Genomic DNA, 21,844 nt, shown 5'->3' on the forward strand with positions numbered 1-21,844 from the left:
TGGAAATAGGGAAAGGGGGATTCTGCCCATAAAAAATATGTGCAGAATCCCCGTCAATGCTTGAAGGGCTGTTGCTTATGCAACAGCCCCCTTCCATTACAGTTTAATGCTGATGTTGTTCCGGTCGAAGGTATGTACACCGTCGATGAAACGGACAGTCCCGGTGGCATACCGCATGGAGATGGTATGGGTACGGGCACCGTTGCCGAAGTAGTTGACCCCACGGAGCATGTCGCAGTTGGTGATGGCCGTTGCAGTGAACATGCAGTCATCCCCTTTGACCAGGTCGTCGATGGTCAGGATCTTCTTGGTGTCTTCGATGCCCATCTTCCGGCACCGTTCCACCTGGTCTTCGTTTTCCGGAACCAGACGGGCCTGCATGTCGCCGCCCAGGCATTTCAGCCCGCAGGCAGCCAGTACCCCTTCCGGAGCACCGCCCCGGCCGATGTACATGTGGACACCGGTGCCTTCGATCCCGGCATCGATGATGGGATCCACATCCCCGTCGCTGATGAGACGGATCCGGGCCCCTACAGCACGGACTTCTTCAATGATCTTCCGGTGACGGGGACGGTCCAGGGCCACTACGGTCAGGTCGTTCACGTTCCGATTCAGAGCCTTGGCCACCCGTTCCAGGTTGACGCTCACCGGATCGTCGATGTTGATGCAGCCTTTGGCCCGGGGACCTACGGCAATTTTATCCATATACATGTCAGGCGCATGGAGCAGACAGCCTTTGGGAGCAATGGCAATCACGGCAATGGCACCGTTCTGGCCTTTGGCCACCAGGTTGGTCCCTTCCACCGGGTCTACGGCAATATCCACTTCCGGACCGCCGGCCCCTACTTCTTCACCGATATACAGCATCGGGGCTTCATCCATTTCCCCTTCGCCAATGACCACCGTGCCGTTGATGTGGACGGTATCAAACATTTTCCGCATGGCATCTACAGCCAGCTGATCGATGCCATTCTTGTCGCCCCGGCCAACGCCACGGGCACTGGCAATCGCTGCGGCTTCCGTTACACGGACAAATTCCATGGATAATTCTCTGTTCATTCCATACGCCTCCCAATTTTGTTCGGCAATTTTCATTGCCTTATCATTGTAACCGCTATTCCTGCAGAAATCAATGGTTATGATACTTCAACGCTGCTGCGATGAAGGCCTTGAACAAAGGATGGGGATTGGTGGGACGGGATTTCAGTTCCGGATGGAACTGGGCCCCCAGGTACCAGGGATGTACATCCGTAGGCAGTTCCACCATTTCCACCAGTTTCCCGTTGGGCAGGGTGCCACCCAGTACCAGACCATGGCTGAACAGTTCATCCCGCAGTTCGTTGTTCACTTCGTAGCGGTGACGGTGCCGTTCGCTGATCATATCGGTGCCGTAGGCCTTTTCTGCCAGGGTGCCGGGATACAGCTTGCAGGGATAAGCCCCCAGCCGCATGGTGCCGCCTTTGATTTCCACACTCATCTGTTCCGGCATCAGGTAGATCACCGGGTACGGAGTGTTTTCGTCGAATTCCGTGGAGTTGGCTTTGGCCATGCCGCACACGTCCCGGGCATATTCGATGACCAGGCACTGCATCCCCAGGCAGATCCCGAAGAAGGGGATTTTGTTTTCCCGGGCATATTTGGCTGCCAGGATCATCCCTTCGATGCCCCGGTCGCCGAAGCCCCCGGGCACCAGGATCCCGTCCACGCCTTTGAAGATCTGGGCAAAGTCCGCTTTGGGATCTTCCAGGTCCACAGCGTTGATGTATTCGATGTCCACATCCGCGTCATGGAAATAGCTGGCATGTTTCAGGGCTTCCACGATGCTGATGTAGGCATCGGGCAGTTCCACATATTTGCCCACCACGGCAATGGTGGATTTCTTGGAATGGGGAGCCAGGATCTTCTTCACCATGGCGTGCCAGGCGTCCATGTCCTTGGGCCGGTCTTCCATGTCCAGTTTCCGCAGGACCACTTTGTCCATGCCCTGGTCTTCCAGCAGCATGGGAACTTCGTAGATGCTGGGAGCGGTGATGGACTGGAACACGGCGTCCACATCCACATCGCAGAACAGGGAAATCTTTTCCCGCATTTCCTTGCTGATTTCCTTTTCGCTCCGGCACACCAGGATATCCGGGGTGATGCCGATGCTCCGGAGTTCCTTGACGCTGTGCTGGGTGGGTTTGGTCTTCAGTTCGCCGGCGCCGCTGATGTAGGGCACCAGGGTCACATGGATGTAGAGCACATCGTTCTTGGGTACATCCTTCTTGACCTGGCGGATGGCTTCCATAAAGGGTTCGGATTCAATATCCCCTACGGTGCCGCCGATTTCAGTGATCACGAAATCCGCATTTTCTTCCCGGCCAACCCGGTAGACCCGTTCCTTGATTTCGTTGGTGATGTGAGGAATGACCTGTACCGTGCGGCCCAGATAATCGCCCCGGCGTTCCTTGTTGATCACGGACTGGTAGATCCGGCCTGCGGTCACATTGGAGTTCCGGGTCAGGTTGATGTCAATGAACCGTTCATAATGGCCCAGATCCAGGTCCGTTTCCGCCCCGTCGTCAGTGACGAACACTTCCCCGTGCTGGTAGGGGCTCATGGTACCCGGGTCGATGTTGATGTAGGGATCGAATTTCTGGATGGTGACTTTGTAGCCTCTGCTCTTGAGCAGACGTCCCAGAGAAGCCGCCGTAATCCCTTTCCCTAAAGAAGACACCACGCCGCCCGTTACAAAAATATACTTGGTCATTTTCTTCCTCCCTTTTTCTGGCTTTCGCCCAACTTTACATATGGTCCGGTGCACTGACACCCAGGATCTTCAAACCGTGGCGCAGGGTATTGCCCACAGCTGTAATCAATGCCAGACGGGCCTGCTGGAGTGCAGGATCCACGCCCAGGACACGGCACTGGTTGTAGAACGAATGGAACAGCCCGGCCAGATCGTACACATAGTGGGCGATCTTGTGGGGTGCCCGTTCGGCTGCCGCCGTATCGATCAGTTCCTCATAGTCATTGAGTTTCTTGATCAGGTCGATTTCAATGGGTTCCTTCAATACGGAAAGGTCACAGTCTTTTTTGAGGGTGATCTTTTCTTCTTCCATCTGCCGCAGGATACTGCAGATCCGGGCATGGGCGTACTGCACATAGTACACCGGGTTGTCGTTGGAATGTTCGGTGGCCAGGGTCAGGTCGAAGTCCAGCTGACTGTCCATGCTCCGCATGATGAAGAAGAACCGGGCCGCATCGGTGCCCACTTCCTCGATCAGTTCATTGAGGGTAACGCTTTTGCCGGTACGCTTGCTCATCTTCACCAGTTCCCCGTTCCGGTACAGGGCCACCATCTGGAGGATCAGCACTTCCAGCCGGCTGGGATCATAGCCCAGGGCTTCCATGGCCGCCTTCACCCGGGGAATGTACCCGTGATGGTCGGCGCCCCACAGGTTGATCACCCGGTCGAAGCCCCGCTGGAACTTGTTCTGGTGATAGGCGATATCCGCGGCAAAATAAGTGGAAACCCCGTTGTCCCGGATCACCACCCGATCTTTATCGTCTCCGAAGGCAGTGGATTTGAACCACTTGGCTCCGTCTTTTTCGTACACATAGCCTTTTTCCTGGAGTTCATCCACCACCTGATGGATCTTGTCTGCATCGTGGAGGCTCTGTTCGCTGAACCACACGTCGAATTCACAGTGGAAGGCTTCCAGGTCTTCCTTCAGAGCCGCCAGTTTTTCTTCCTTGGCAATGCTCTGGAACTGTTCCAGCCGTTCTGCTTCCGGCATATGGATGAATTTGTCCCCGTATTTGGCCTTGATCCGCCGGGCGGTTACCTTGATGTCTTCCCCATGGTATCCGTTTTCCGGGAATTCGCAGGGGATATCGAACAGCTCCAGGTACCGGGCGTTCACGGAAAGAGCCAGGTTGTGCATCTGGTTCCCTGCATCATTGATGTAGTATTCCCGGGTCACATCGTAGCCGGCGGCCTTCATCAGATTGGCCAGGGCGCTGCCTACAGCCGCTCCCCTTCCGTGGCCCACATGGAGAGGACCGGTGGGATTGGCGCTGACGTATTCGATCTGGATCTTTTCCCCGTTCTTGGCCGGCAGGTTTCCGTAGTTCTCGCCCTTGTCCAGGATGGCCCGGAGGGATTCACCCAGCCAGTCTTCCTTCAGGTAGAAGTTCAAAAATCCGGGACCGGCCACTTCCACCTTTTCCACACTGGGGCAGTCCAGGAATTCCTGCACCGCAGCAGCGATCACCCGGGGTGCACAGTGGAAATTACGGGCAGCCTGCAGGGCAAAGTTGGTGGCAAAATCACCAAAGGCCTTCTGGGGCGGTACCGTAAGGACCACCGGGGCCATCTCCCCTTGGGACAGCTTCCCTGCCTCAATGGCCTTCCGGACGGCGGCGGCCACGGCCTCCGCCAGTACTTTCTTCATGTCCACGCTTTTCTTCCTCCTCAATCTCGATCTGCAAACGAATGCTTCCATTGGGCTGGCTGTCCATTTCCAGGTCGTAGAAGACCCGGACCTGCCACCCATGGTTCCGCTTTTCAATGGCCAGTTCCCTGGTGAAGACCGTCATGGGAACAGTAAAATACGGGGTCCTGTACTGAAACGAACTGTTCCGGCCCCGTTCATACTGCTGCCGATGTTCATAACGGCCATGCCGGATTACCGTCAGGGTATCCTCCGTCCATTTCAGGGTGGTGCGGGTTCCCTCCATGCCGGTGACTTCGGATTCCTCGTACCGGACATAGGTGGTGCCGTCTTTTTCCGCCAGCTGCCCGAAGGCCACCAGGGTGGCAGGGTCTGCTGCGCCGGCTCCCACGGTTTCACTGTGGATGGTAATCTTTACAGGTATCATGGCTTTCTCCACAAAAGTAGAGGGTTGCCCCTGTGCAAGCCAGCACCATCAGCGCGGCGAAGGAGCAAGCCCTCATTCGGATTCGTTATGTAGTCTCTGTCAGCAAAAAATATAAATTGTCTTGCCTTATTCTTGTTTATTTTATATTAAAGCGGCCCAAAAGGCAAGGATTTTATTCCAGGTGATACATCCGGTCCGCTTCGTCATATTCGTCCAGGATCTCCTGGGGCGGCATTTTGTCCATAAGGCTCACCAGCACAATGGCGGCCAGGGACAGGAGGAACCCGGGGATGATTTCATAGATCCCGGTCCAGGAAAAGAAGTTCTTCCACACCAACACCGTGACGCCCCCGGCCACAATCCCGGCAAAAGCCCCGTTCATGGTCATCCGCCGCCAGTACAGAGACATGAGGATCATAGGCCCGAAGGCGGCGCCGAACCCGGCCCAGGCGTAGGACACGATGTTCAGGATCATGCTGTTGGGATCCAGGGCCAGGTACATGGACAGAAGGGACACCACCACCACCATAATGCGGCTGAGCCGGACCATGGTGGCCGGAGAGGCATCCGGGTTGATGAGAGGTTCATAGAAGTCCCGGGTCACGGAGGAGGCGGTGACCAGCAGCTGGCTGCTGGAAGTGCTCATAATGGCCCCCAGGATGCCGGCGGTGATCACCCCGGCGATGAAGGGGTCGAAAAAGTCGTCGCTCATGCGGATGAAGACGGTTTCCGCTTCCGTCCCTTTCAGGATGTCTCCCAGGTACACCCGGCCGGTGAGCCCCACCAGCACTGCCATGGCCAGGGAGATCACCACCCACACCATGGCGATGCGGGTGGCCTGGGGAATGCTCTTGGAGGTCTTGATGGCCATGAACTTCACCAGGATGTGGGGCTGGCCGAAATACCCCAGGCCCCAGGCCAAAAGGGACAGAATGGCCACCAGGTCCAGATGGCTGCCGTCAGCCCCGGCGATCAGGCTGAAATAGTTGGGGCTGATGGTGTGGAGCCGGGCCATGGTGGGTTCCACCCCGCCCATATAGTACATGGCAGTCACCGGCACCAGCAGGATGGAGAAGAACATCAGGAAACCCTGGAACAGGTCCGTCCAGCACACGGCAGAAAAGCCCCCCACCAGGGTGTAGAACACCACGATGCCTCCGGTGATGAACAGGGAGGTGTGGTAGTCCAGCCCGAAGGCGGAGTTGAACAGCTTGCCCCCGGCCACAAAGCTGGAGGAAGTGTAGATCAGGAAGAAGATGAAAATGAAAATAGAGGAAGCCACCCGGAGCTTCTTCTGCCGGTCCTGGAACCGGTTGTCAAAGTACTCCGGCAGGGTGATGGAATTGTGGAGCACCTGGGTGAACACCCGGAGCCGTTTGGCCACAATGGCCCAGTTGGCCCATGTCCCCAGGATCAGTCCCAGGGCGATCCAGAAGGCACTGATGCCTGCCAGATAGGCATAGCCCGGCAGTCCCATGAGCATCCATCCGCTCATATCCGAGGCCTCTGCACTCATGCTGGTGACCCAGGGTCCCAGTCCCCGTCCTCCCAGTACATAGCCTTCCATGTTTTCGTCTTTTTTGTAGGTGCCCACACCGATTCCGATCAGTACCCCGAAATACAGAACCAGAGCAGCCAGCGTTCCCCATTCCATATGCATGGCTCCACTCCCTTTCACAAGTTTTTCTGCAGTGAATTGTGTCAAATATATTTATTATACCGGAAAAAGGGGAATGGAAGCAAGGGGCTGCTGACAAAAAGGGAGTGTTGCACAGCACGTGCAACACCCTCTTTTTTCTCACTGTATATACTTTTTGTCCCGTTTCAATGAATCCGTCAGGTCCTGGCCTCCCAGCACCGTAACCGGTTTTCCCTTGACGGTGAATTTCACACTCTGGATTTCCGGAAACTCGGTAAGGGTATCCACCACGGCGTAAAGCATCAGCAGGGTGTCATGGTCCCCCCGCCGGGTCTGGAACTGCCGGCTGAAGTCCACGGTGGCGGTTTTGCCCTTCACCGTCACCTTGTTCACCTTGGTCCCTTTGGGGAAGGTGGTGTCTCCCTGGGGTGCCTTTTCCACCAGTTCCTTCAGTACCAGCAGGGGCAGCTTGTCCCGGCTTCCGGACAGCTGGACCGTCTGGGCCTTCAGTTTGCCCCCTTTGCCCGCCCGGTACAGGGTCTGAGATGCCGCCTGGGGTGCCGTTTTGCCGGCCTGCTGGCCCGCAGCCGCCGTTTCCTTCTGGTTGTCCGGATGGACGGTGGTACTGGAGCTGCTGCAGCCTCCCAAAAAGGCCATGGCCCCCAGCAGCAGGAACACCGCCGTCCAGCGGGTCAGTCTTTTTTCCATGGGATCAGCCTCCTTGATGCTGGTTGTAGAAGTCTTCGATACCGTCGGCAATGGCGTTGGCCACCTTGTTCTGGAACCAGTCGGAAATCAGGAGCTTTTCCTCCCGCCGGTTGGTCAGGAACAGGCATTCCACCAGAGCCCCGGGCATGGTGCTCCGTTTGTTCACGTAGAAGTTGGCGTACCGCACTCCCAGATCATCCACGTCGGCGGTTTTCATCAGCTGATCCTGGATGCACTGGGCCACCTGGATATCGTACTTGGTCTTGGGATGGTAGTAGGTGGAAAATCCCCCTACACTGGTGTTTTCACTGGCGTTGATGTGGATGCTGATGAACATGTCAGAATGGCTGTTTTCCGCCACATCCACCCGGGCCTGGAGTTCTTCCGCATCGGTGGCGTCCGGCCCGTACACATCCACGTCGGTGGTCCGGGTCATGTAGACAATAGCCCCTTTCTTTTCCAGCAGGGCCTTCACCTTTTTGGTGATGGGCAGGGTAATGTCCTTTTCATAGGTGCCGGTGACCAGCCCGTGGGTCCCGGGATCCGTGCCCCCATGGCCGGCGTCCAGGGTGATCCGTTTCCCCTTGATGCCCCCTACCACAGAGTAGGTGTCCCCGAAACTGGGTTTGGGACGGGTGGGCTGCCAGGGCGAGCTGGAAGGCCGCTTGGTCCGTTTGGGGGTGAAGGTCTTTTGAGGCGGTGCCGCAATCACATCCACCACTACCCGGGTGGGCCGTTTGGCCACTTTGTCCGCCTTCAGGCTGAACACGTTGAACATCCCCTTCTGGAGGGGCTTCTTCATCATCACATGGACCACTGTGGCATTGACTTTCCGCTCCAGGTACACCTTGGAAACGTACGTGGCCTTCTTGGGGGTAGTGACACGGGGAATGGATGATTTCAGGTTGCCGTACACGGTGACCCGCAGTTCATTGTCCAGCATTTCCGTCTTATATTTCGTTGCCTGGTTGGTATCCAGGACAATCCGCAGCCGTCCGTTGGGATTGACCCCGTACACCACATCCTGGATTTTGGATGCTGCCTGTGCATTTCCCGTTCCCAAGCATGCCACCAGACAGAAAAATAATAACAGCAGTTTTTTGAACACGTTGGAACCTCCTCTTGGGACGCAGACGGTTTCCCCTGCCTCCCAGACTACCCGGCCATTGTAACACTTTCCCAGGGTTCATGCAAATCAGGCCGGCGTGCCGTCCGCTGTGGGCGGGCCGGCCATTTTTCATCCCTTTCTGACTTTTTCCAGAGCTGCCGGCAGCTGGAGCACCAGGTCTCCGGCCGCCAGGCCGATTTTCCCGTGACCGGCCGCCAGATCCCCGGCCAGCCCCTGGAGATAGACCCCGCAGCAGGCCGCCTGGCCCAGATCCAGCCCCTGGCCCAGGAGGGCGGCGATGGTGCCGGTAAGCACATCCCCGCAGCCTCCTGTAGCCATCCCTTCATTGCCAGTGGTGTTGAGGAACACCTGGCCGTTGGGCAGGGCCACCACTGTGGGAGTGGATTTCAGCACCACCACAGCGTCCCATCTGGCCGCCCCTTCCCGGGCCGCCTGGACAGGATCCTGGAGGATCTCTCCCGCTGTTTTCCCCAGCAGCCGGGCCATTTCTCCCGGATGGGGGGTGAAAATCTTCTTTTTCAGGGAACGGAGCAGGACATCATCCCCGGCCAGGGCATTGAGCCCGTCCGCATCCAGCACCAGGGGCTGGTCCAGCTGGGGCAGCAGTTCCCGGAGATACTGGACCGTTTCCGGGGCTTTCCCGGCTCCCGGACCCGCCGCCACCACATCATAGGCCCGGAAGGCCTTCAGGCTGGCTTCCGTCACCGGCCGCACCATCACTTCCGTGGATTTGATGATGAGAGGCTGGAGCACTTCCGGCTGGGTGTAGAGAGTCACCAGGCCGGCGCCTGCCCGGACTGCCGCCTTGGAGCACAGTTCCGCCGCTCCGGCGTAGCCCAGGCTCCCGGCCAGGATCCCCACCCGGCCGTTCATGCCCTTGTGGGCATTGGGAGGCCGTTTGGGCAGCACATGGCGGACCAGGTCTTCCGTGAGAAGTTCCGCAGAGCTTTCCGCTTCCAGCACCAGGGAAGGGGGCGTATTCAGGTCCGCCAGGATGATCTTTCCCGTATATTCGGCACCGGGATACAGGTACAGTCCCGGTTTGGGGGCGATCATGGTCACGGTGGCCCGGGCATGGAGGGCCAGGTCCGTGTATCCGTGGTCCGCTTCCACCCCGCTGGGGATGTCCACCGCCAATACCGGCACCGGCACCATCTGGAGAGTTTCCAGAAGGGACCGGATAGGCTCCCGAACTTTTCCGTGGAAACTGGTCCCCAACAGGGCATCAATGAACAGATCACCCTGGGCGCAGGCCTGGAGCACCTCATTCTGGTCCTTTTCCCACCGGAGGATGGTGAAGGGGAAGCTCTGGCAGATCTTGTACTGGAGAGCGGCTCCCGGGCCGAAACTTTCCGGAGCTTCCGCCAGCACCAGGGTCACCAGGGCTCCCCGCTTCAGCAGGAACCGGGCGGCGGCCAGGCCGTCTCCCCCGTTGTTCCCCTTGCCGATCAGCAGGATTACCCGTTTTTCCCGGGGATTCCCCAGTAGTTCCAGGGCGGCGTCGGCCACTGCACGGCCGGCGTTTTCGATCAGGACGGCTTCCGGGATCCCCATTTCCCCGATGGCCTTGGTATCCACTTTCTTCATGGCTGCACTTGCAATCAGTTTCATCTTATTCCTCCAACAGTACCTGGGCAATGGCATTTTCCGCCGTATGGCTGAGACTTACATGGACCCGTTCCACCTGACGGGTGAGAGCCGCCACCCGGAGCTGGCCCATAAGATGGAGCCGGGGGGCTCCCGTCTTTTCATCGGTGAGCACTTCCACCTGCTGAAGCTGTCCCGGCAGGATCCCGGTGCCCAGGGCCTTGCCCAGGGCTTCCTTGGCCGCAAACCGGGCCGCATAGGATTCCACGCTGTGGGCCCCTTTCGTTTCGCAGTAAGCGATTTCATCCTGGGTAAAGGTCTTTTCCTTGAACCCAGGCTGCTTCAGGGCCCGTTCCATCCGGCCCACTTCCAGGATATCCACACCAATGCCAAGAATCATAACCATTCCTTCTTTCACGCAATTTCTATCTTATTGAAATGATGTAACAAAATCATGACAAATCTGTGCTATTTCTATTGCATTTACAGACCGTGCTGCTTTTTCCATTCCTTGATCTGCCGGAGCCGCTCTTTGTACCGGGCCTCCAGCCCCTGTTCCGTGGGATGGTAGTAACTCCGGTCCTTCAGCCCGTCCGGAAGACACTGCATGGCTGCCATTTTCTCCTTGGTGTCATGAGCGTACTGGTACCCCTTCCCATACCCCAGCTCTCCCATAAGTTTGGTGGGAGCGTTCCGGATCTGGAGGGGCACCGGTTCGTTGAGATGCTGCACCGCGTCGGCTTTGGCCTCATTGTAGGCCAGTTCCATGGCGTTGGATTTGGGGGCCATGGACAGATAGATCACCGCATGGGTCAGGTTTACGGAACATTCCGGCATGCCAATGAAATGGCAGGCCTGATAGGCCGCCACCGCGATCTCCAACCCCCGGGAATCCGCAATGCCCACGTCCTCGCTGGCGAACCGGACCACCCGCCGGGCAATGTACAGGGGATCTTCCCCGGCTTCCAGCATCCGGGCCAGCCAGTATACCGCCGCATCCGGGTCGGAATTCCGCATGGATTTGTGGAGGGCGGAAATCAGATTGTAGTGTTCTTCCCCGGATTTGTCATAGAGCAGGGCCTTTTTCCCGGTGCACTGCTCAATCAGTTCCCGGGAAATATGGATTCCGTCCGGTTTCCGTTCCCCGTTGAGGACCACCATTTCCAGGGTAGCCAGAGCGGACCGGGCATCTCCGTTGGACAATTGGGCCAGGAACTCCAGATCTTTTTCTTCCAGATGGACCCTTTCATTCCCGAACCCCCGGGGATCCTTCAGGGCCCGCAGCAGGATCCCTTTGATGTCCTCCTGGGTCAGGGCCTTCAGCACAAACACCTTGCAGCGGCTCAGGAGCGCCCCGTTCACTTCAAAGGAGGGGTTTTCCGTAGTAGCTCCGATCAGGATGATGGCCCCTTTTTCCACAAAGGGCAGGAAGGCATCCTGCTGGGCCCGGTTGAACCGGTGGATTTCGTCCACGAATACAATGGTCCGGGCCCCGAACCGCCGGTTGTCATCGGCCCGCTGCATCACCGTGCGGATGTCCTTGATGCCGCTGGTCACTGCGGAAAAGTTGATGAAATTGGCTTTTGTGGTATGGGCGATGATCTGGGCCAGGGTGGTCTTCCCCACCCCCGGAGGCCCCCAAAAGATCATGGAGGAGATTTTGTCCTCTTCGATCAGGTTCCGGAGGATTTTCCCCGGCCCCAAAAGATGCTTCTGCCCCACGAATTCGTCCAGGTTCCGGGGCCGCAGCCGGGCCGCCAGCGGCTCCTCCGCCGGAGCCGCAAAAAGACTGTCCTCTTCCATGGCATTCACCTCCCGTGTACTCTAAATTTTATTATACCATGAAAAAGGGGACTGTTGCAGAGCAACAGTCCCCTTGGGTCGCAGGCGGATTCCTTCGTCCCCTTACTCCCCCATCTTCGTCTTGAACAGCCGGTTCAGCTGATAGAGCCGGGCGTGGTTGGGAATGATGTACACGTAATCTCCGCCCAGGAGCATGGTATCCGCCTGAGGGATCATGTCCTGATCCCCCCGCCGGACGCAGACCACCAGGGCCCGTCCCGGCAGGCGGATTTCCTGGAGGGTCTTCCCTTCCACCCGGGAGCCTCCTTCCACGGCGATTTCCACCAGCATCTGCTCCGCCGGAGCTTCCAGGATGTTCTTCACCTTGGGATTGCTCCGGAGAGCCCGTTCCAGCATGGCATCGAAAATGGGCGTGTCATGGACCAGTTCCCCGGCCGTATAGGCAAACAGGGTCACGATGCCCAGAGGCACCAGGTGATAGAACCGTCCGGTCATTTCCAGCAGCAGCAGGATGGCGGTGACCGGTGCCCGGACGGACCCGGCGAACAGGCCGGCCATGCCGAACACCACCATGTTCAGCCGGTAGGCTTCCGGCAGGATTCCCAGCTGGACCAGCAGGTTCCCGTACAGGCTGCCCACCAGGGACCCCAGCACCAGCATGGGCTGGAGGCTGCCCCCGGGGGCACCGGACCCGGTGCTGAGGATGGTGAAGATGAATTTCCCGATGAGGATCACCAGCACCAGGCTCAAGGTCCCTTCCAGGCTCACCATGGCTTCGATAATCCCGTCCCCGGCTCCCAGCACCTGGGGCAGCAGGTAAGTGAGGGGAATGGTCAGCAGCAGGGGAAAGGCGATCTTCATCCAGGGCTTCCGGAACACCGGCAGGCTGTAGAACTTCCCGATGCCCAGGGACCCTTTGTTGAAGGCCACCCCGATGAACCCGGACACCAGTCCCAGGCCGATTACCTGGGGCAGCAGTTCCACCGGCAGGATGGGCATGGGGGGAATGGCCAGCACCGTCTCCACCCCGAAAACCCAGTGGACCAGCACGGTGGTGGTCATGCAGGCCATCAGCGTCGGTGCCATGACAATGGCGGACAGGTTCTTGTGGATGGCTTCCATGGTGAACATGACCCCGGCCATGGGGGCGTTGAAGGCGGCGGCCAGGCCCGCTCCGGCTCCGCTGCTGATGAGAGCCCGTTTTTCCAGGTTGGTGTTGTTCAGGGCATTGCCGATGCCCTGGCCGGTCATGGCCCCGATCTGCACCGAAGGTCCTTCCCGGCCCATGGACAGCCCGGCCCCGATGCCCAGGGAGGTATCCAGAAGCTTCACCAGGATCACCCGGGCCCAGTGGGTGCTTTTTTCCAGGCCCAGTACGATCCCCCGGACCTGAGGGATGCCGCTGCCTCCGGCAATGGGGGCCCAGCGCACCAGTGCGGCGATGATCACCGCCGCCAGCAAAAGGCAGGCCACCCAGATCAGGGTATAGGCAGGAGGTACATTCTGGAGGAAAGTGACCATCCTGGCCCGGTTTTTAGCCACAAAGCCCAGGCACAGCCGGAGCACCGTTATGCACAGACCGGTGGCGATTCCCACCAGGATCCCTTCAAAAGCCAGTTTCAGTTTCAAGTTGGGAATGTGGAGCATACCCTGGAGGGTCTTCTCCTTTTCCTGCCCGTTCATTACAGATCCTTAAAAAGACCGGTGAAGTCCAATGTGGCGAAATAATCCTTTTCCGTTTCCGCCCGGCGGAGCAGTTCCACAGAACCGTCTTCCTTCAGCAGCAGTTCCGCACACCACAGCTTGGCATTGTAGTTGTATCCCATGGCAGAACCGTGGGCCCCGGCATCGTGGATGAAGAGATAATCCCCTTTGTCGATTTTCGGCAGTTTCCGGTCGATGGCGAATTTGTCGTTGTTTTCACACAGGCCCCCGGTAACATCGTAGGTATGGTCGCAGGGTTCATTTTCCTTCCCCAGCACCGTAATGTGATGGTAGGCCCCGTACATGGCCGGACGCATCAGGTTGGCGGCACAGGCATCCACTCCCACATATTCCTTGTAGATGTGTTTGAAATGGAGGACCTTGGTGACCAGCGCCCCATAAGGCCCGGTGACGAAGCGGCCCATTTCCGTAAACAGGGACACATTCCCCATGCCCGCCGGAGTCAGCACTTCTTCATAGACCTTCCGGACGCCTTCCCCGATGACCGCAATGTCATTGGGGGTCTGTTCCGGCCGGTAAGGGATCCCTACCCCGCCGGACAGGTTGATGAAGTCCACGGCCACACCGGTTTCCTTCTTCATATCTACCGCCAGCTGGAACAGCTGCCGGGCCAGTTCCGGATAGTATTCATTGGTCACCGTGTTGCTGGCCAGGAAGGCATGGATGCCGAAATGCTTCACCCCCTTGGCCTTCAGGATCTTGAAAGCCTCCCGGAGCTGATCCCGGGTCATGCCGTATTTGGAATCTCCCGGATTGTCCATGATGTCGTTGCCCAGGGCAAAGACACCCCCGGGGTTGAACCGGCAGCAGATGGTTTCAGGAATGGCCGCCACCTGTTCCAGGAAATCGATCATGGTGAAATCGTCCAGGTTGATGATGGCTCCCAGTTTGTAGGCTTCCTGCATATCCTTCACAGGGGTATCGTTGGAAGAGAACATGATCTCATGGCCTTTGAACCCGCATACGTCGGACAGCAGCAGTTCCGGATAGGAGGAGCAGTCCGTGCCGCAGCCTTCTTCCTTCATGATTTTCAGGATCCCGGGCAGGGGCGTGGCCTTCACGGCAAAATATTCTCTGAACCCCTTATTCCAGGCAAAGGCCTTGTTGATGCTGCGCACCGTATCCCGGATGCCCTTTTCATCATAGACATAGAACGGTGTCGGATATTTTTCTGCCAGTTTTTCCACCTGTGCTTTGGTGATAAATGGAATTTTTTTCATAATCGGTTTAAACCCCCTCAATTTGGCTGATGTCTCAGCTGAGCATCATACGGTCGTTGTCCAGTGCAGAGCCGGACGCTTTTTCAAACAGGGCCAGCAGATCCGGAATGGTCAGTTTGGCCTTTTCTTCTGCATTCACATCCACCACGATCCGGCCGGCGTTCATCATGATCAGCCGGTTGCCGAAGCGCAGTGCATCTCTCATATTATGCGTAATCATAAGAGATGTCAAATGGTCCCGTGCAATGACCTTTTGGGTCATGTTCAGCACCTTTTCTGCTGTTTTGGGATCCAGAGCGGCGGTATGTTCGTCCAAAAGCAGGATCCTGGGCTGGTTCATGGCCGCCATCAAAAGGGTCAGCGCCTGCCGCTGGCCTCCGGACAACAGCCCCACCCGGCTGGTGAGACGGTCTTCCAGGCCCAGGTCCAGTTCCTTCAGCATCTCCCGGAATCTTTCCCGGTCGCTGTCCTTCAGGGCCCAGGAAAGCCCGGGAGTCTTACCCCGGCGGGAAGCAATGGCCAGGTTTTCTTCGATCATCATCCCGGCAGCCGTACCCATCATGGGATCCTGGAACACCCGGCCGATGTACCGGGCCCTTTTGTGTTCCGGCATCTTGCTCACATCCACCCCGTCGATGAGAATCTGTCCTCCATCGATGGGGAATACCCCGGCAATGGAGTTCAAGAGGGTGGATTTCCCAGCCCCGTTGCCTCCGATAATGGTAATGAAATCTCCCGGTTCCATGTGCAGGTTCACATCGGTAAGGGCCTTTTTTTCGTTGACCGTCCCCGGGAAGAACGTTTTGGATAAATGTTTGATGTCCAGCATCAGATCCCCGCCTTTCTGCTTTGGAACTTCCCTTTGACCATGGGCAGGCTCAGGGCAATGGCCACCAGCACCGCCGTAAACAGTTTCAGGTCATTGGGCGGCATCCCCATCTGGAGCACAATGGCGATCACCAGCCGGTACACAATGGAGCCCAGGATCACGGAGATCAGGGAATTTTTGAAGCTGCGGGTACCGAACAGCACTTCCCCGATGATCACAGAGGCCAGGCCGATGACGATGGTCCCCACTCCCATGCCCACATCAGCGAATCCGTTGCTCTGGGCCACCAGGGCACCGGCCACGGCCACCAGGGCATTGCTGAAGAACAGGCCAATGAGCAGCATGATGTTGGTGTCCACCCCCTGGGCCCGGATCATCTGGGGATTGTACCCGGTGGCCCGGATGGCCGCCCCGATTTCCGTACCGAAGAACCAGTACATGAGCACGGAAAACAGCACACAGGCCAGGACGCCAACCAGGAGCACCGCCTGGGAATAAGCCACTCCGAAAGCGCTTTCCAGCAGGGTAAAGGCGGTATCCTTCCCCAACAGGGACACATTGGCTTTGCCCATGATCCGCAGGTTCACGGAATACAGGGCGATCATAGTGAGGATCCCGGCCAGCAGGGCAGGGATCCGGAGTTTGGTGTGGAGCAGTCCGGTGACCACCCCGGCCAGTCCTCCGGCCAGGGCGGCAGCCAGGATGGCGGTCACCGGGTTCACATCCTTCACCAGAAGGGTGACGGCCACAGAGGCCCCCAGGGGGAAGGATCCTTCCACGGTCAGGTCCGCAATGTCCAGCACCCGGAAGGTGATATAAACACCCAGGGCCAGGAGAGACCACAAAAGGCCCTGGGAAACAGTCGGCAGTAACAGATCGATCATGGGTTATTTGGCTCCTTTGGCTTCTTTCAGGATATCATCGGGCACCGTCAGCCCCAGTTTTTTGATCTGGGCTTCGTTGAGAGTCACGGTGAAGGTTTTCTGGGACTGGATGGCCATGTTCTGAGGTTTGGACTTGCCGGACAGGATGTCCGCCGCCATTTCCCCGGTCTGGAAGCCCAGCTTGTAGTAGTCGATGCCCAGGGTGGCCACCCCGCCGGCCTTGGTCATCCCTGCTTCCCCGCAAAACACGGGGATCTTGGCTTCGTCGGTGATCTTGATCAGGTTGGGCATGGCGGAAGCCAGCACATTGTCCGTAGGCACGTACAGGGCATCCACTTTCCCCACCAGGCTCTGGGCCGCCTGCTGGATGTCGTTGACACTGGACACCGTGGCTTCCACAGTCTTCAGTCCCCGGGCCGCCGCGGCTTTTTTGGCCAGTTCGATCTGGAGCTGGGAATTCACTTCACTGGAATTGTAGATGAAGCCCACGGTCTTGGCTCTGGGCATGATCTTTACCAGCAGGTCGATCTGGGCCTCCACCGGGTTCATGTCCGTGGTGCCGGTGACGTTGGTGCCGGGCTGGTTGTTGTCCTTCACCAGTTTGGCCACCTTGTAGTCGGTGATGGCGGTGCCCACAATGGGAATCTCTTTGGTGGCGTTGGCCATGGTCTGGGCCGCCGGGGTGGCGATGGTGCACACCAGGTCCACCTTGTTGCTCACGAACCGCTGGGCGATGGTCTGGAGATTGGACTGATCCCCCTGGGCGTTCTGTTTGTCGAACTTGATGTTCTTCCCTTCTTCAAAGCCCTTGGATTTCAGGCCGTCCACAAATCCCTTGTTGGCTGCATCCAAAGCCGGGTGTTCCACCAGCTGGAGGACCCCCACCTGATAGGTCTTGTTCTTCCCGGACTGTTTCGTATCTCCGCCGCAGCCGGCTGCTCCCAGCATTACGGCAATCATGGCCAGAGCGGCCGCTGCCTTCCAACTTTTTTTCATGATTCTTCCCCTCCTGCTTTACTTCACAAGGGAGGCACCCTTCAGCACATCTTCCGGAAGGGTGATTCCCAGTTCTTTCGCCGTGGTTTCGTTGATGGTCACTTTCATGTCCTTCTGTTTTTCAATGGGCATGGTCTGGGGTTTGGCTTCCCCTTTCAGGATCTTGGCTGCCATGAGACCGGTCTGATACCCCAGTTTGTAGTAGTCGATGCCGATGGTGGCCAGGGCCCCGCTTTTCACCACACCCTCTTCCCCGCAGATCACCGGGATCTTGGCCGGGTTGGTGATCTTTGCCAGCACCGGCATGGCAGAGGCGATCACGTTGTCCGTAGGCACGTAAATGGCGTCCACCTGGCCCACCAGACTCTGGGCGGACTGCTGGATATCGTTGACGCTGGAAACCGTGGCTTCCCGTACGGTGAGCCCCTTTGCTTCCGCCAGTTCCTTCATTTTCTTCACCTGGATCTGGGAGTTGATTTCGCTGGAATTGTACAGGATGCCGATGGTCTTGGTCTTGGGCACGATCTTCAGCAGCAGATCCAGCTGCTTGTCAATGGGGTTCATATCCGTGGTACCGGTCACATTGGTGCCGGGTTTTTCCGGATCCTTCACCAGCTTGGCTTCCTTGTAATCGGTAATGGCCGTGCCTACAACGGGGATGTCACGGGTCACATTGGCCACAGTCTGGGCCGCCGGGGTAGCAATGGCGCAGATCAGGTCCTCCTTGTTGTTGGCGAACCGCTGAGCAATGGTCTGGAGGTTGGACTGGTCCGCCTGGGCATTCTGCCGGTCCAGGGTCAGGTTCTCCCCTTCCTTGAAGCCTCCGGCGGCCAGGCCGTCCACAAATCCCTTGTTGGCGGCGTCCAGGGCCTGGTGTTCCACCAGCTGGACCACCCCCACCTTCACGTTCTTCTTGTCCCCTGTTTTCTGGGTACCCCCGCAGCCTGCCGTCAGTCCCACGGCCAGTGCCGTCAGGAGGAGGAACCCTTTCTTCCACAGCTTCATCTCTTCCATCCTTCTTTCCTTCTGATTTCCCTTTGCTGTTTCCGGGATTGCTGTTTGGTCTATTGTTCCATTCTAACATATCCCGGCCCCGGGAGCAACGAAACGGGGCATTTCGCCCCGTTTTTTTCTGTGCATCTTTTTATTTTGTAACATACACCCCAGATTTTACAAAGTCACGAAAAAATTAATCTCCCAGCAGGGTACATAGGGATGGCGGCGGAGATAGATTCTGTACTCCGGCACCAGGTTCCACAGTTCCAGGGGGATCTCCCACAGGTCATCATCGTGGTGATAGCCTGCCAGGAGCATTTTGGGCCGGCAGCGGCGGATCACCCGGGCCCCTCCGGAGAGGGCCTCCTTTTCCACCCCTTCCACATCCATTTTGAGACAGGTCAGGGGCCGGTCCCCCACCAGATCATCCAGACAGGTCACCGGCAGGGTCTTTTTTCCGTTCTGTTCCAGGGCGGACATCCGGCCGCCCCGGGCGGCAAAGAGCAGCTCCGCCGGCTGGGCCCAGATTCCTTCCGGGGATAGGCTGCACCGGCCCAGCTGTTCCGTTTCCACGTATTTCTGGAGCTTGGCGAAGTTCTTCGGATCCGGTTCCACTGCATACAGATGGTCATAATGGCCCCCGGTGAGCTCCAGGAATTCCCGGATGGTGTCCCCGTTGTAGGCTCCCAGGTCCCCGTAGCTTTCCTTATCCGTAAAGGAAAACAGGGTCTCCAGATCCCGGCGCCGGTCCGTGGTCCGGGACAGGTACTCCAGCTTCCCGGTGATTTTGTACCGAAGGATATCCTCCATTACCTGCCGGCTGGCATCATCCGCCAGCTTGCCGTACACCCGATCCAGCACTCCCCGGTTTTCCCGGATCCAGGCCGGAGTCACCAGGTTGGTGTCCCCGAACAGGGGCAGATGGGGGGCATAGGTTTCCTGTTCCTCCCCCAGATGGAAGAACCGCCGGAGGATTTCCGGCCGTTCACTGGCAAAGGCGATGAGAATCACAAAAGACCCCAGTTCTGCCTTCATTTCCTTATAGGTCTTCACTTTGTAGCCCCGGAACTCCTGGCCCCGGACAAATTCATCACTGGCAAAGACCCCGGCCACCGGGATGCCCAGCCGGCCGCAGCGGTCCAGGATGGCATCCGCCCCGTTGCCCATACCGTAGAGCACAATGGGCTTTTGGACCGTCTGGAGATAGTCCCACAGATAGGGTTCCTGATCCAGTGCTTCAAGATTTTTCATGGTTGGTTCCTTCCTTTTCCGCCGCCGGTGCCGGAGGGACCGGCGGAGCTGTTTGGGGAGCCGGCTGCTGCCTGGCGATTTTGGCCCAGGCCTGGAGCCGGGCCGCGATTTTCAGGGCCAGTTCCCCGGTGTTCCCGTTTTCCTGGTTGTCCTGGGGGTAGACCCGGAGCACCCGGATGTCTTCATAATAAACATCCGACCACCGGTCCCCGTCCACGGTCATGAAATGGGATTCATCCAGGTTTCCCCGTTTCCAGGCCAGGTACAGGGCCCCGGCCATAAGCCGTGCCCGGTATTCCGGCTTGTCGTAGCCGGCGGTTTCCGTAATGGGAAAAGACCAGTCCCCCAGACTGACGGCAGCCGTACCGTCGGTCTTCACTGTGACCTTTTCCGGGATTTTCAGGGGCTCCGTCCATTTCAGGGCCTTGGCCATCCGCACTTCCGGTTCCGGATGGGAGGCAAAGAGCCCGTACCCCGGATTCCCCATATCCTTGCTCATATCCTCCAGTTTGGCCATGGTCACATAGGACCCGTAGGGATTGTACCCGGCCAGGTTGGACAGCCGGAAGCCTTCCTGATCCGCCTCCCGTTCGTCCTTCCGGCTGTAGCCGGCCAGCAGGGCCTGGCTGGCCGTGGAGGCCAGCACCATCCCTGCCCCCGGATCACCGGAAACCACCCCTGCCAGCAGGGTCAAGAGGGACAGAGCCATCTGCTGTTCCATCTGATGGACCGTGTGGCGTTTTTCGATATGGCCGATTTCGTGGCCCAGCACCGCTGCCAGTTCGTCGTCACTGGTCATATAATCCAGGAGACCCTTGTACACGTAAATGAAGCCCCCCGGACAGGCCAGGGCGTTCACATCCGGGGTGTTCAGCACCTTGAAGGTATAGGTAAGGCCGGGACGGGTGCCGTTCTGGAGCAGCTTCTGGCCGATCCGGTTCACCCGGTCCTGGATCTCGTCATCCTGGACCAGGCCGTAGTGGTTCTCCAGCTGCTGAGCCACCTGCTGTCCCATTTCGATTTCCTGTTTCTGGCTGATCATGGCCGCCTGGCTCCGGGGCGCCGGCAGCACCATCAAAAGGCAAAAAGCCAGGATTCCAAACAGTCTGCGCATAACAATCCCTCCTGCATCCATATCCTGTTATTATACATGATGGAAGTGAGGGAGGGGTGAAATTTTTATTCCTGGACTGCTAAAATCGCAGGTCCTGTTTTATTGGGTCTCGGATAGGGGTCAAGGTTCTCGAGTCTCGGGCCAATGGACAGAACCAGCACCATACTGAATACAGGAACGGGATAAAAATACAGCACCCTTATTTCGCCGAAGACGCCGTAGGGGAGCGCCGAAGGCAAACCCTTCCCGGCCTCCCGAAGGGCAATTTTTTACCTCTTATACCAAAGTCCCTGGCTGTCCAATGATGGGCAGGAATGATACGTTTCTGCCTCGCCCATGGATCGATAAAATTTTAGATTTTCTTTCCTCCGGAAGACTATCCTCTTTCAAAAAATAAGGAAAGGCCTTCGCTCCTGTCAGTAGCGCATGCTGCCTGAACCTGCAGGATAAAAGCCTTCCTTTTTGGCAAATTCATAAAATTTAATTCGTGCCTAACATTAAAATCTGTTTACGGATAACAAACCTGGCAAGGTACATACCCTTCTTCAATGGCTTCTTCCCGGCTGTCGATTTCAACAAAATTTTCTCGATGCCTGATGGTCCGGCAATTATCATTATGGAATTTCATCGTCCGCGGATTGCCCAGATAGGCCAGTGCCGGTGCAGCCAGACACAGAGTGGATAATAAAGCAACAAGGATCACCAATGCTTTTTTCATAATAACTCCCTCCCCATTCTCTCATTATTTTAAAACGATTGATTCTTTTCAGTCAATCTCAGGATGGTGGTGGCATCGGCGACAGCCAATATTTTGCAGGACCTGCCGACAACAAAGGAGTGATTGGCAGGAGCATTGAACTTATATTTATAGTTTTGTTTCTGTCCGTCCCCTGAAAGGGGCGTAAGCAGGGAGCATCCGCTTTAGCGGATAGCGAGGTCGCTTATGCCGTAGCTGGGGACCATGCGCAGCATGGTGGTGGGGTTCGGCCAGAAGCTTTGTACTTTCTTCCGTTAGAAACTCCTGGCCCCCAGGCCCCCCCCTACCCGTGCAAGCACGGGTCCTTTCCCCCTTTCAGGGGGACACAAGTTGGTAGAGGAAT

The 21,844-nt window shown here is 57.6% G+C and carries 19 protein-coding genes; all 19 read right to left on the reverse strand.

From position 1 onward, the window contains the following. Positions 1 to 96: 96 nt before the first annotated feature. Positions 97 to 1,059, reverse strand: a complete 963-nt coding sequence (gene glpX, locus ACTQY1_RS01820; RefSeq protein ID WP_022486731.1) for a class II fructose-bisphosphatase — start codon at positions 1,057 to 1,059, stop codon at positions 97 to 99. A gap of 70 nt (positions 1,060 to 1,129) precedes the next feature. Further along, positions 1,130 to 2,749 carry a CTP synthase gene (locus ACTQY1_RS01825; RefSeq protein ID WP_022486732.1) on the reverse strand — a complete coding sequence of 540 codons (1,620 nt, stop codon included), beginning with the start codon at positions 2,747 to 2,749 and terminating at the stop codon, positions 1,130 to 1,132. A 34-nt stretch (positions 2,750 to 2,783) separates the two neighbouring features. Further along, on the reverse strand, positions 2,784 to 4,442 hold the full coding sequence (gene argS / locus ACTQY1_RS01830; RefSeq protein ID WP_022486733.1) for an arginine--tRNA ligase: 1,659 nt from the start codon (positions 4,440 to 4,442) through the stop codon (positions 2,784 to 2,786). Next, on the reverse strand, positions 4,384 to 4,863 hold the full coding sequence (locus ACTQY1_RS01835) for a DUF1934 domain-containing protein (protein ID WP_022486734.1): 480 nt from the start codon (positions 4,861 to 4,863) through the stop codon (positions 4,384 to 4,386). Before ACTQY1_RS01835 ends, argS begins: the two co-directional genes overlap by 59 nt. A gap of 172 nt (positions 4,864 to 5,035) precedes the next feature. Further along, entirely contained in the window at positions 5,036 to 6,523 is a 1,488-nt protein-coding gene (putP, locus tag ACTQY1_RS01840) for a sodium/proline symporter PutP (RefSeq protein ID WP_022486735.1), read from the reverse strand. Between the two features lie 138 nt (positions 6,524 to 6,661). Beyond that, entirely contained in the window at positions 6,662 to 7,210 is a 549-nt protein-coding gene (locus ACTQY1_RS01845; RefSeq protein ID WP_154488704.1) for a GerMN domain-containing protein, read from the reverse strand. Positions 7,211 to 7,214: 4 nt separating this feature from the next. Next, entirely contained in the window at positions 7,215 to 8,318 is a 1,104-nt protein-coding gene (locus ACTQY1_RS01850; protein WP_022486737.1) for an N-acetylmuramoyl-L-alanine amidase family protein, read from the reverse strand. Positions 8,319 to 8,447: 129 nt separating this feature from the next. Continuing rightward, entirely contained in the window at positions 8,448 to 9,950 is a 1,503-nt protein-coding gene (locus tag ACTQY1_RS01855; protein ID WP_288311429.1) for an NAD(P)H-hydrate dehydratase, read from the reverse strand. Between the two features lies 1 nt (position 9,951). Then, the gene (acpS, locus tag ACTQY1_RS01860) at positions 9,952 to 10,326 is read right to left on the reverse strand and encodes a holo-ACP synthase (protein ID WP_022486739.1); all 375 of its coding nucleotides are present in this window, start codon (positions 10,324 to 10,326) and stop codon (positions 9,952 to 9,954) included. 83 nt (positions 10,327 to 10,409) lie between these two features. Next, positions 10,410 to 11,729: a replication-associated recombination protein A gene (locus ACTQY1_RS01865; protein ID WP_308664199.1), complete on the reverse strand. Its 1,320-nt coding sequence runs from the start codon at positions 11,727 to 11,729 to the stop codon at positions 10,410 to 10,412. A 102-nt stretch (positions 11,730 to 11,831) separates the two neighbouring features. Continuing rightward, positions 11,832 to 13,412 carry a chloride channel protein gene (locus ACTQY1_RS01870; RefSeq protein WP_441368856.1) on the reverse strand — a complete coding sequence of 527 codons (1,581 nt, stop codon included), beginning with the start codon at positions 13,410 to 13,412 and terminating at the stop codon, positions 11,832 to 11,834. Continuing rightward, positions 13,412 to 14,674 (reverse strand): diaminopimelate decarboxylase family protein, encoded by a 1,263-nt coding sequence (locus ACTQY1_RS01875; protein ID WP_441368857.1) that lies wholly within the window; start codon positions 14,672 to 14,674, stop codon positions 13,412 to 13,414. Before ACTQY1_RS01875 ends, ACTQY1_RS01870 begins: the two co-directional genes overlap by 1 nt. A 34-nt stretch (positions 14,675 to 14,708) precedes the next feature. Next, a complete protein-coding gene (locus tag ACTQY1_RS01880) occupies positions 14,709 to 15,503 on the reverse strand; it encodes an ABC transporter ATP-binding protein (RefSeq protein WP_022486743.1) in 795 nt (264 codons plus the stop codon). Continuing rightward, entirely contained in the window at positions 15,503 to 16,387 is an 885-nt protein-coding gene (locus tag ACTQY1_RS01885; RefSeq protein ID WP_441368858.1) for an ABC transporter permease, read from the reverse strand. Before ACTQY1_RS01885 ends, ACTQY1_RS01880 begins: the two co-directional genes overlap by 1 nt. A 3-nt stretch (positions 16,388 to 16,390) precedes the next feature. Continuing rightward, positions 16,391 to 17,383 carry an ABC transporter substrate binding protein gene (locus ACTQY1_RS01890; protein ID WP_441368859.1) on the reverse strand — a complete coding sequence of 331 codons (993 nt, stop codon included), beginning with the start codon at positions 17,381 to 17,383 and terminating at the stop codon, positions 16,391 to 16,393. Positions 17,384 to 17,401: 18 nt separating this feature from the next. Then, positions 17,402 to 18,397 carry an ABC transporter substrate-binding protein gene (locus ACTQY1_RS01895; protein ID WP_288174255.1) on the reverse strand — a complete coding sequence of 332 codons (996 nt, stop codon included), beginning with the start codon at positions 18,395 to 18,397 and terminating at the stop codon, positions 17,402 to 17,404. A 156-nt stretch (positions 18,398 to 18,553) separates the two neighbouring features. Then, complete coding sequence (locus ACTQY1_RS01900; protein WP_441368860.1) at positions 18,554 to 19,630, reverse strand: FkbM family methyltransferase; 1,077 nt, start codon at positions 19,628 to 19,630, stop codon at positions 18,554 to 18,556. Then, on the reverse strand, positions 19,617 to 20,744 hold the full coding sequence (locus tag ACTQY1_RS01905; RefSeq protein WP_441368861.1) for a M48 family metalloprotease: 1,128 nt from the start codon (positions 20,742 to 20,744) through the stop codon (positions 19,617 to 19,619). The genes ACTQY1_RS01900 and ACTQY1_RS01905 overlap by 14 nt, the downstream gene beginning before the upstream one ends. A gap of 508 nt (positions 20,745 to 21,252) precedes the next feature. Further along, a complete protein-coding gene (locus tag ACTQY1_RS01910; protein WP_022487276.1) occupies positions 21,253 to 21,462 on the reverse strand; it encodes an Ada metal-binding domain-containing protein in 210 nt (69 codons plus the stop codon). Positions 21,463 to 21,844 lie beyond the last annotated feature (382 nt).

This window comes from Acidaminococcus sp. HCP3S3_G9_1 (assembly GCF_052122455.1).
Taxonomy (GTDB): domain Bacteria; phylum Bacillota; class Negativicutes; order Acidaminococcales; family Acidaminococcaceae; genus Acidaminococcus.

Coding starts and splice junctions, on each gene's coding strand:
- ACTQY1_RS01905 (WP_441368861.1), bottom strand. CDS start 20,744: ATGCGCAGACTGTTTGGAATCCTGGCTTTTTGCCTTTTGATGGTGCTG.
- ACTQY1_RS01825 (WP_022486732.1), bottom strand. CDS start 2,749: ATGACCAAGTATATTTTTGTAACGGGCGGCGTGGTGTCTTCTTTAGGG.
- putP (WP_022486735.1), bottom strand. CDS start 6,523: ATGCATATGGAATGGGGAACGCTGGCTGCTCTGGTTCTGTATTTCGGG.
- acpS (WP_022486739.1), bottom strand. CDS start 10,326: ATGATTCTTGGCATTGGTGTGGATATCCTGGAAGTGGGCCGGATGGAA.
- ACTQY1_RS01910 (WP_022487276.1), bottom strand. CDS start 21,462: ATGAAAAAAGCATTGGTGATCCTTGTTGCTTTATTATCCACTCTGTGT.
- ACTQY1_RS01895 (WP_288174255.1), bottom strand. CDS start 18,397: ATGGAAGAGATGAAGCTGTGGAAGAAAGGGTTCCTCCTCCTGACGGCA.
- ACTQY1_RS01900 (WP_441368860.1), bottom strand. CDS start 19,630: ATGAAAAATCTTGAAGCACTGGATCAGGAACCCTATCTGTGGGACTAT.
- ACTQY1_RS01865 (WP_308664199.1), bottom strand. CDS start 11,729: ATGGAAGAGGACAGTCTTTTTGCGGCTCCGGCGGAGGAGCCGCTGGCG.
- ACTQY1_RS01845 (WP_154488704.1), bottom strand. CDS start 7,210: ATGGAAAAAAGACTGACCCGCTGGACGGCGGTGTTCCTGCTGCTGGGG.
- ACTQY1_RS01885 (WP_441368858.1), bottom strand. CDS start 16,387: ATGATCGATCTGTTACTGCCGACTGTTTCCCAGGGCCTTTTGTGGTCT.
- glpX (WP_022486731.1), bottom strand. CDS start 1,059: ATGAACAGAGAATTATCCATGGAATTTGTCCGTGTAACGGAAGCCGCA.
- ACTQY1_RS01855 (WP_288311429.1), bottom strand. CDS start 9,950: ATGAAACTGATTGCAAGTGCAGCCATGAAGAAAGTGGATACCAAGGCC.
- ACTQY1_RS01870 (WP_441368856.1), bottom strand. CDS start 13,412: ATGAACGGGCAGGAAAAGGAGAAGACCCTCCAGGGTATGCTCCACATT.
- ACTQY1_RS01835 (WP_022486734.1), bottom strand. CDS start 4,863: ATGATACCTGTAAAGATTACCATCCACAGTGAAACCGTGGGAGCCGGC.
- ACTQY1_RS01890 (WP_441368859.1), bottom strand. CDS start 17,383: ATGAAAAAAAGTTGGAAGGCAGCGGCCGCTCTGGCCATGATTGCCGTA.
- ACTQY1_RS01880 (WP_022486743.1), bottom strand. CDS start 15,503: ATGCTGGACATCAAACATTTATCCAAAACGTTCTTCCCGGGGACGGTC.
- ACTQY1_RS01875 (WP_441368857.1), bottom strand. CDS start 14,674: ATGAAAAAAATTCCATTTATCACCAAAGCACAGGTGGAAAAACTGGCA.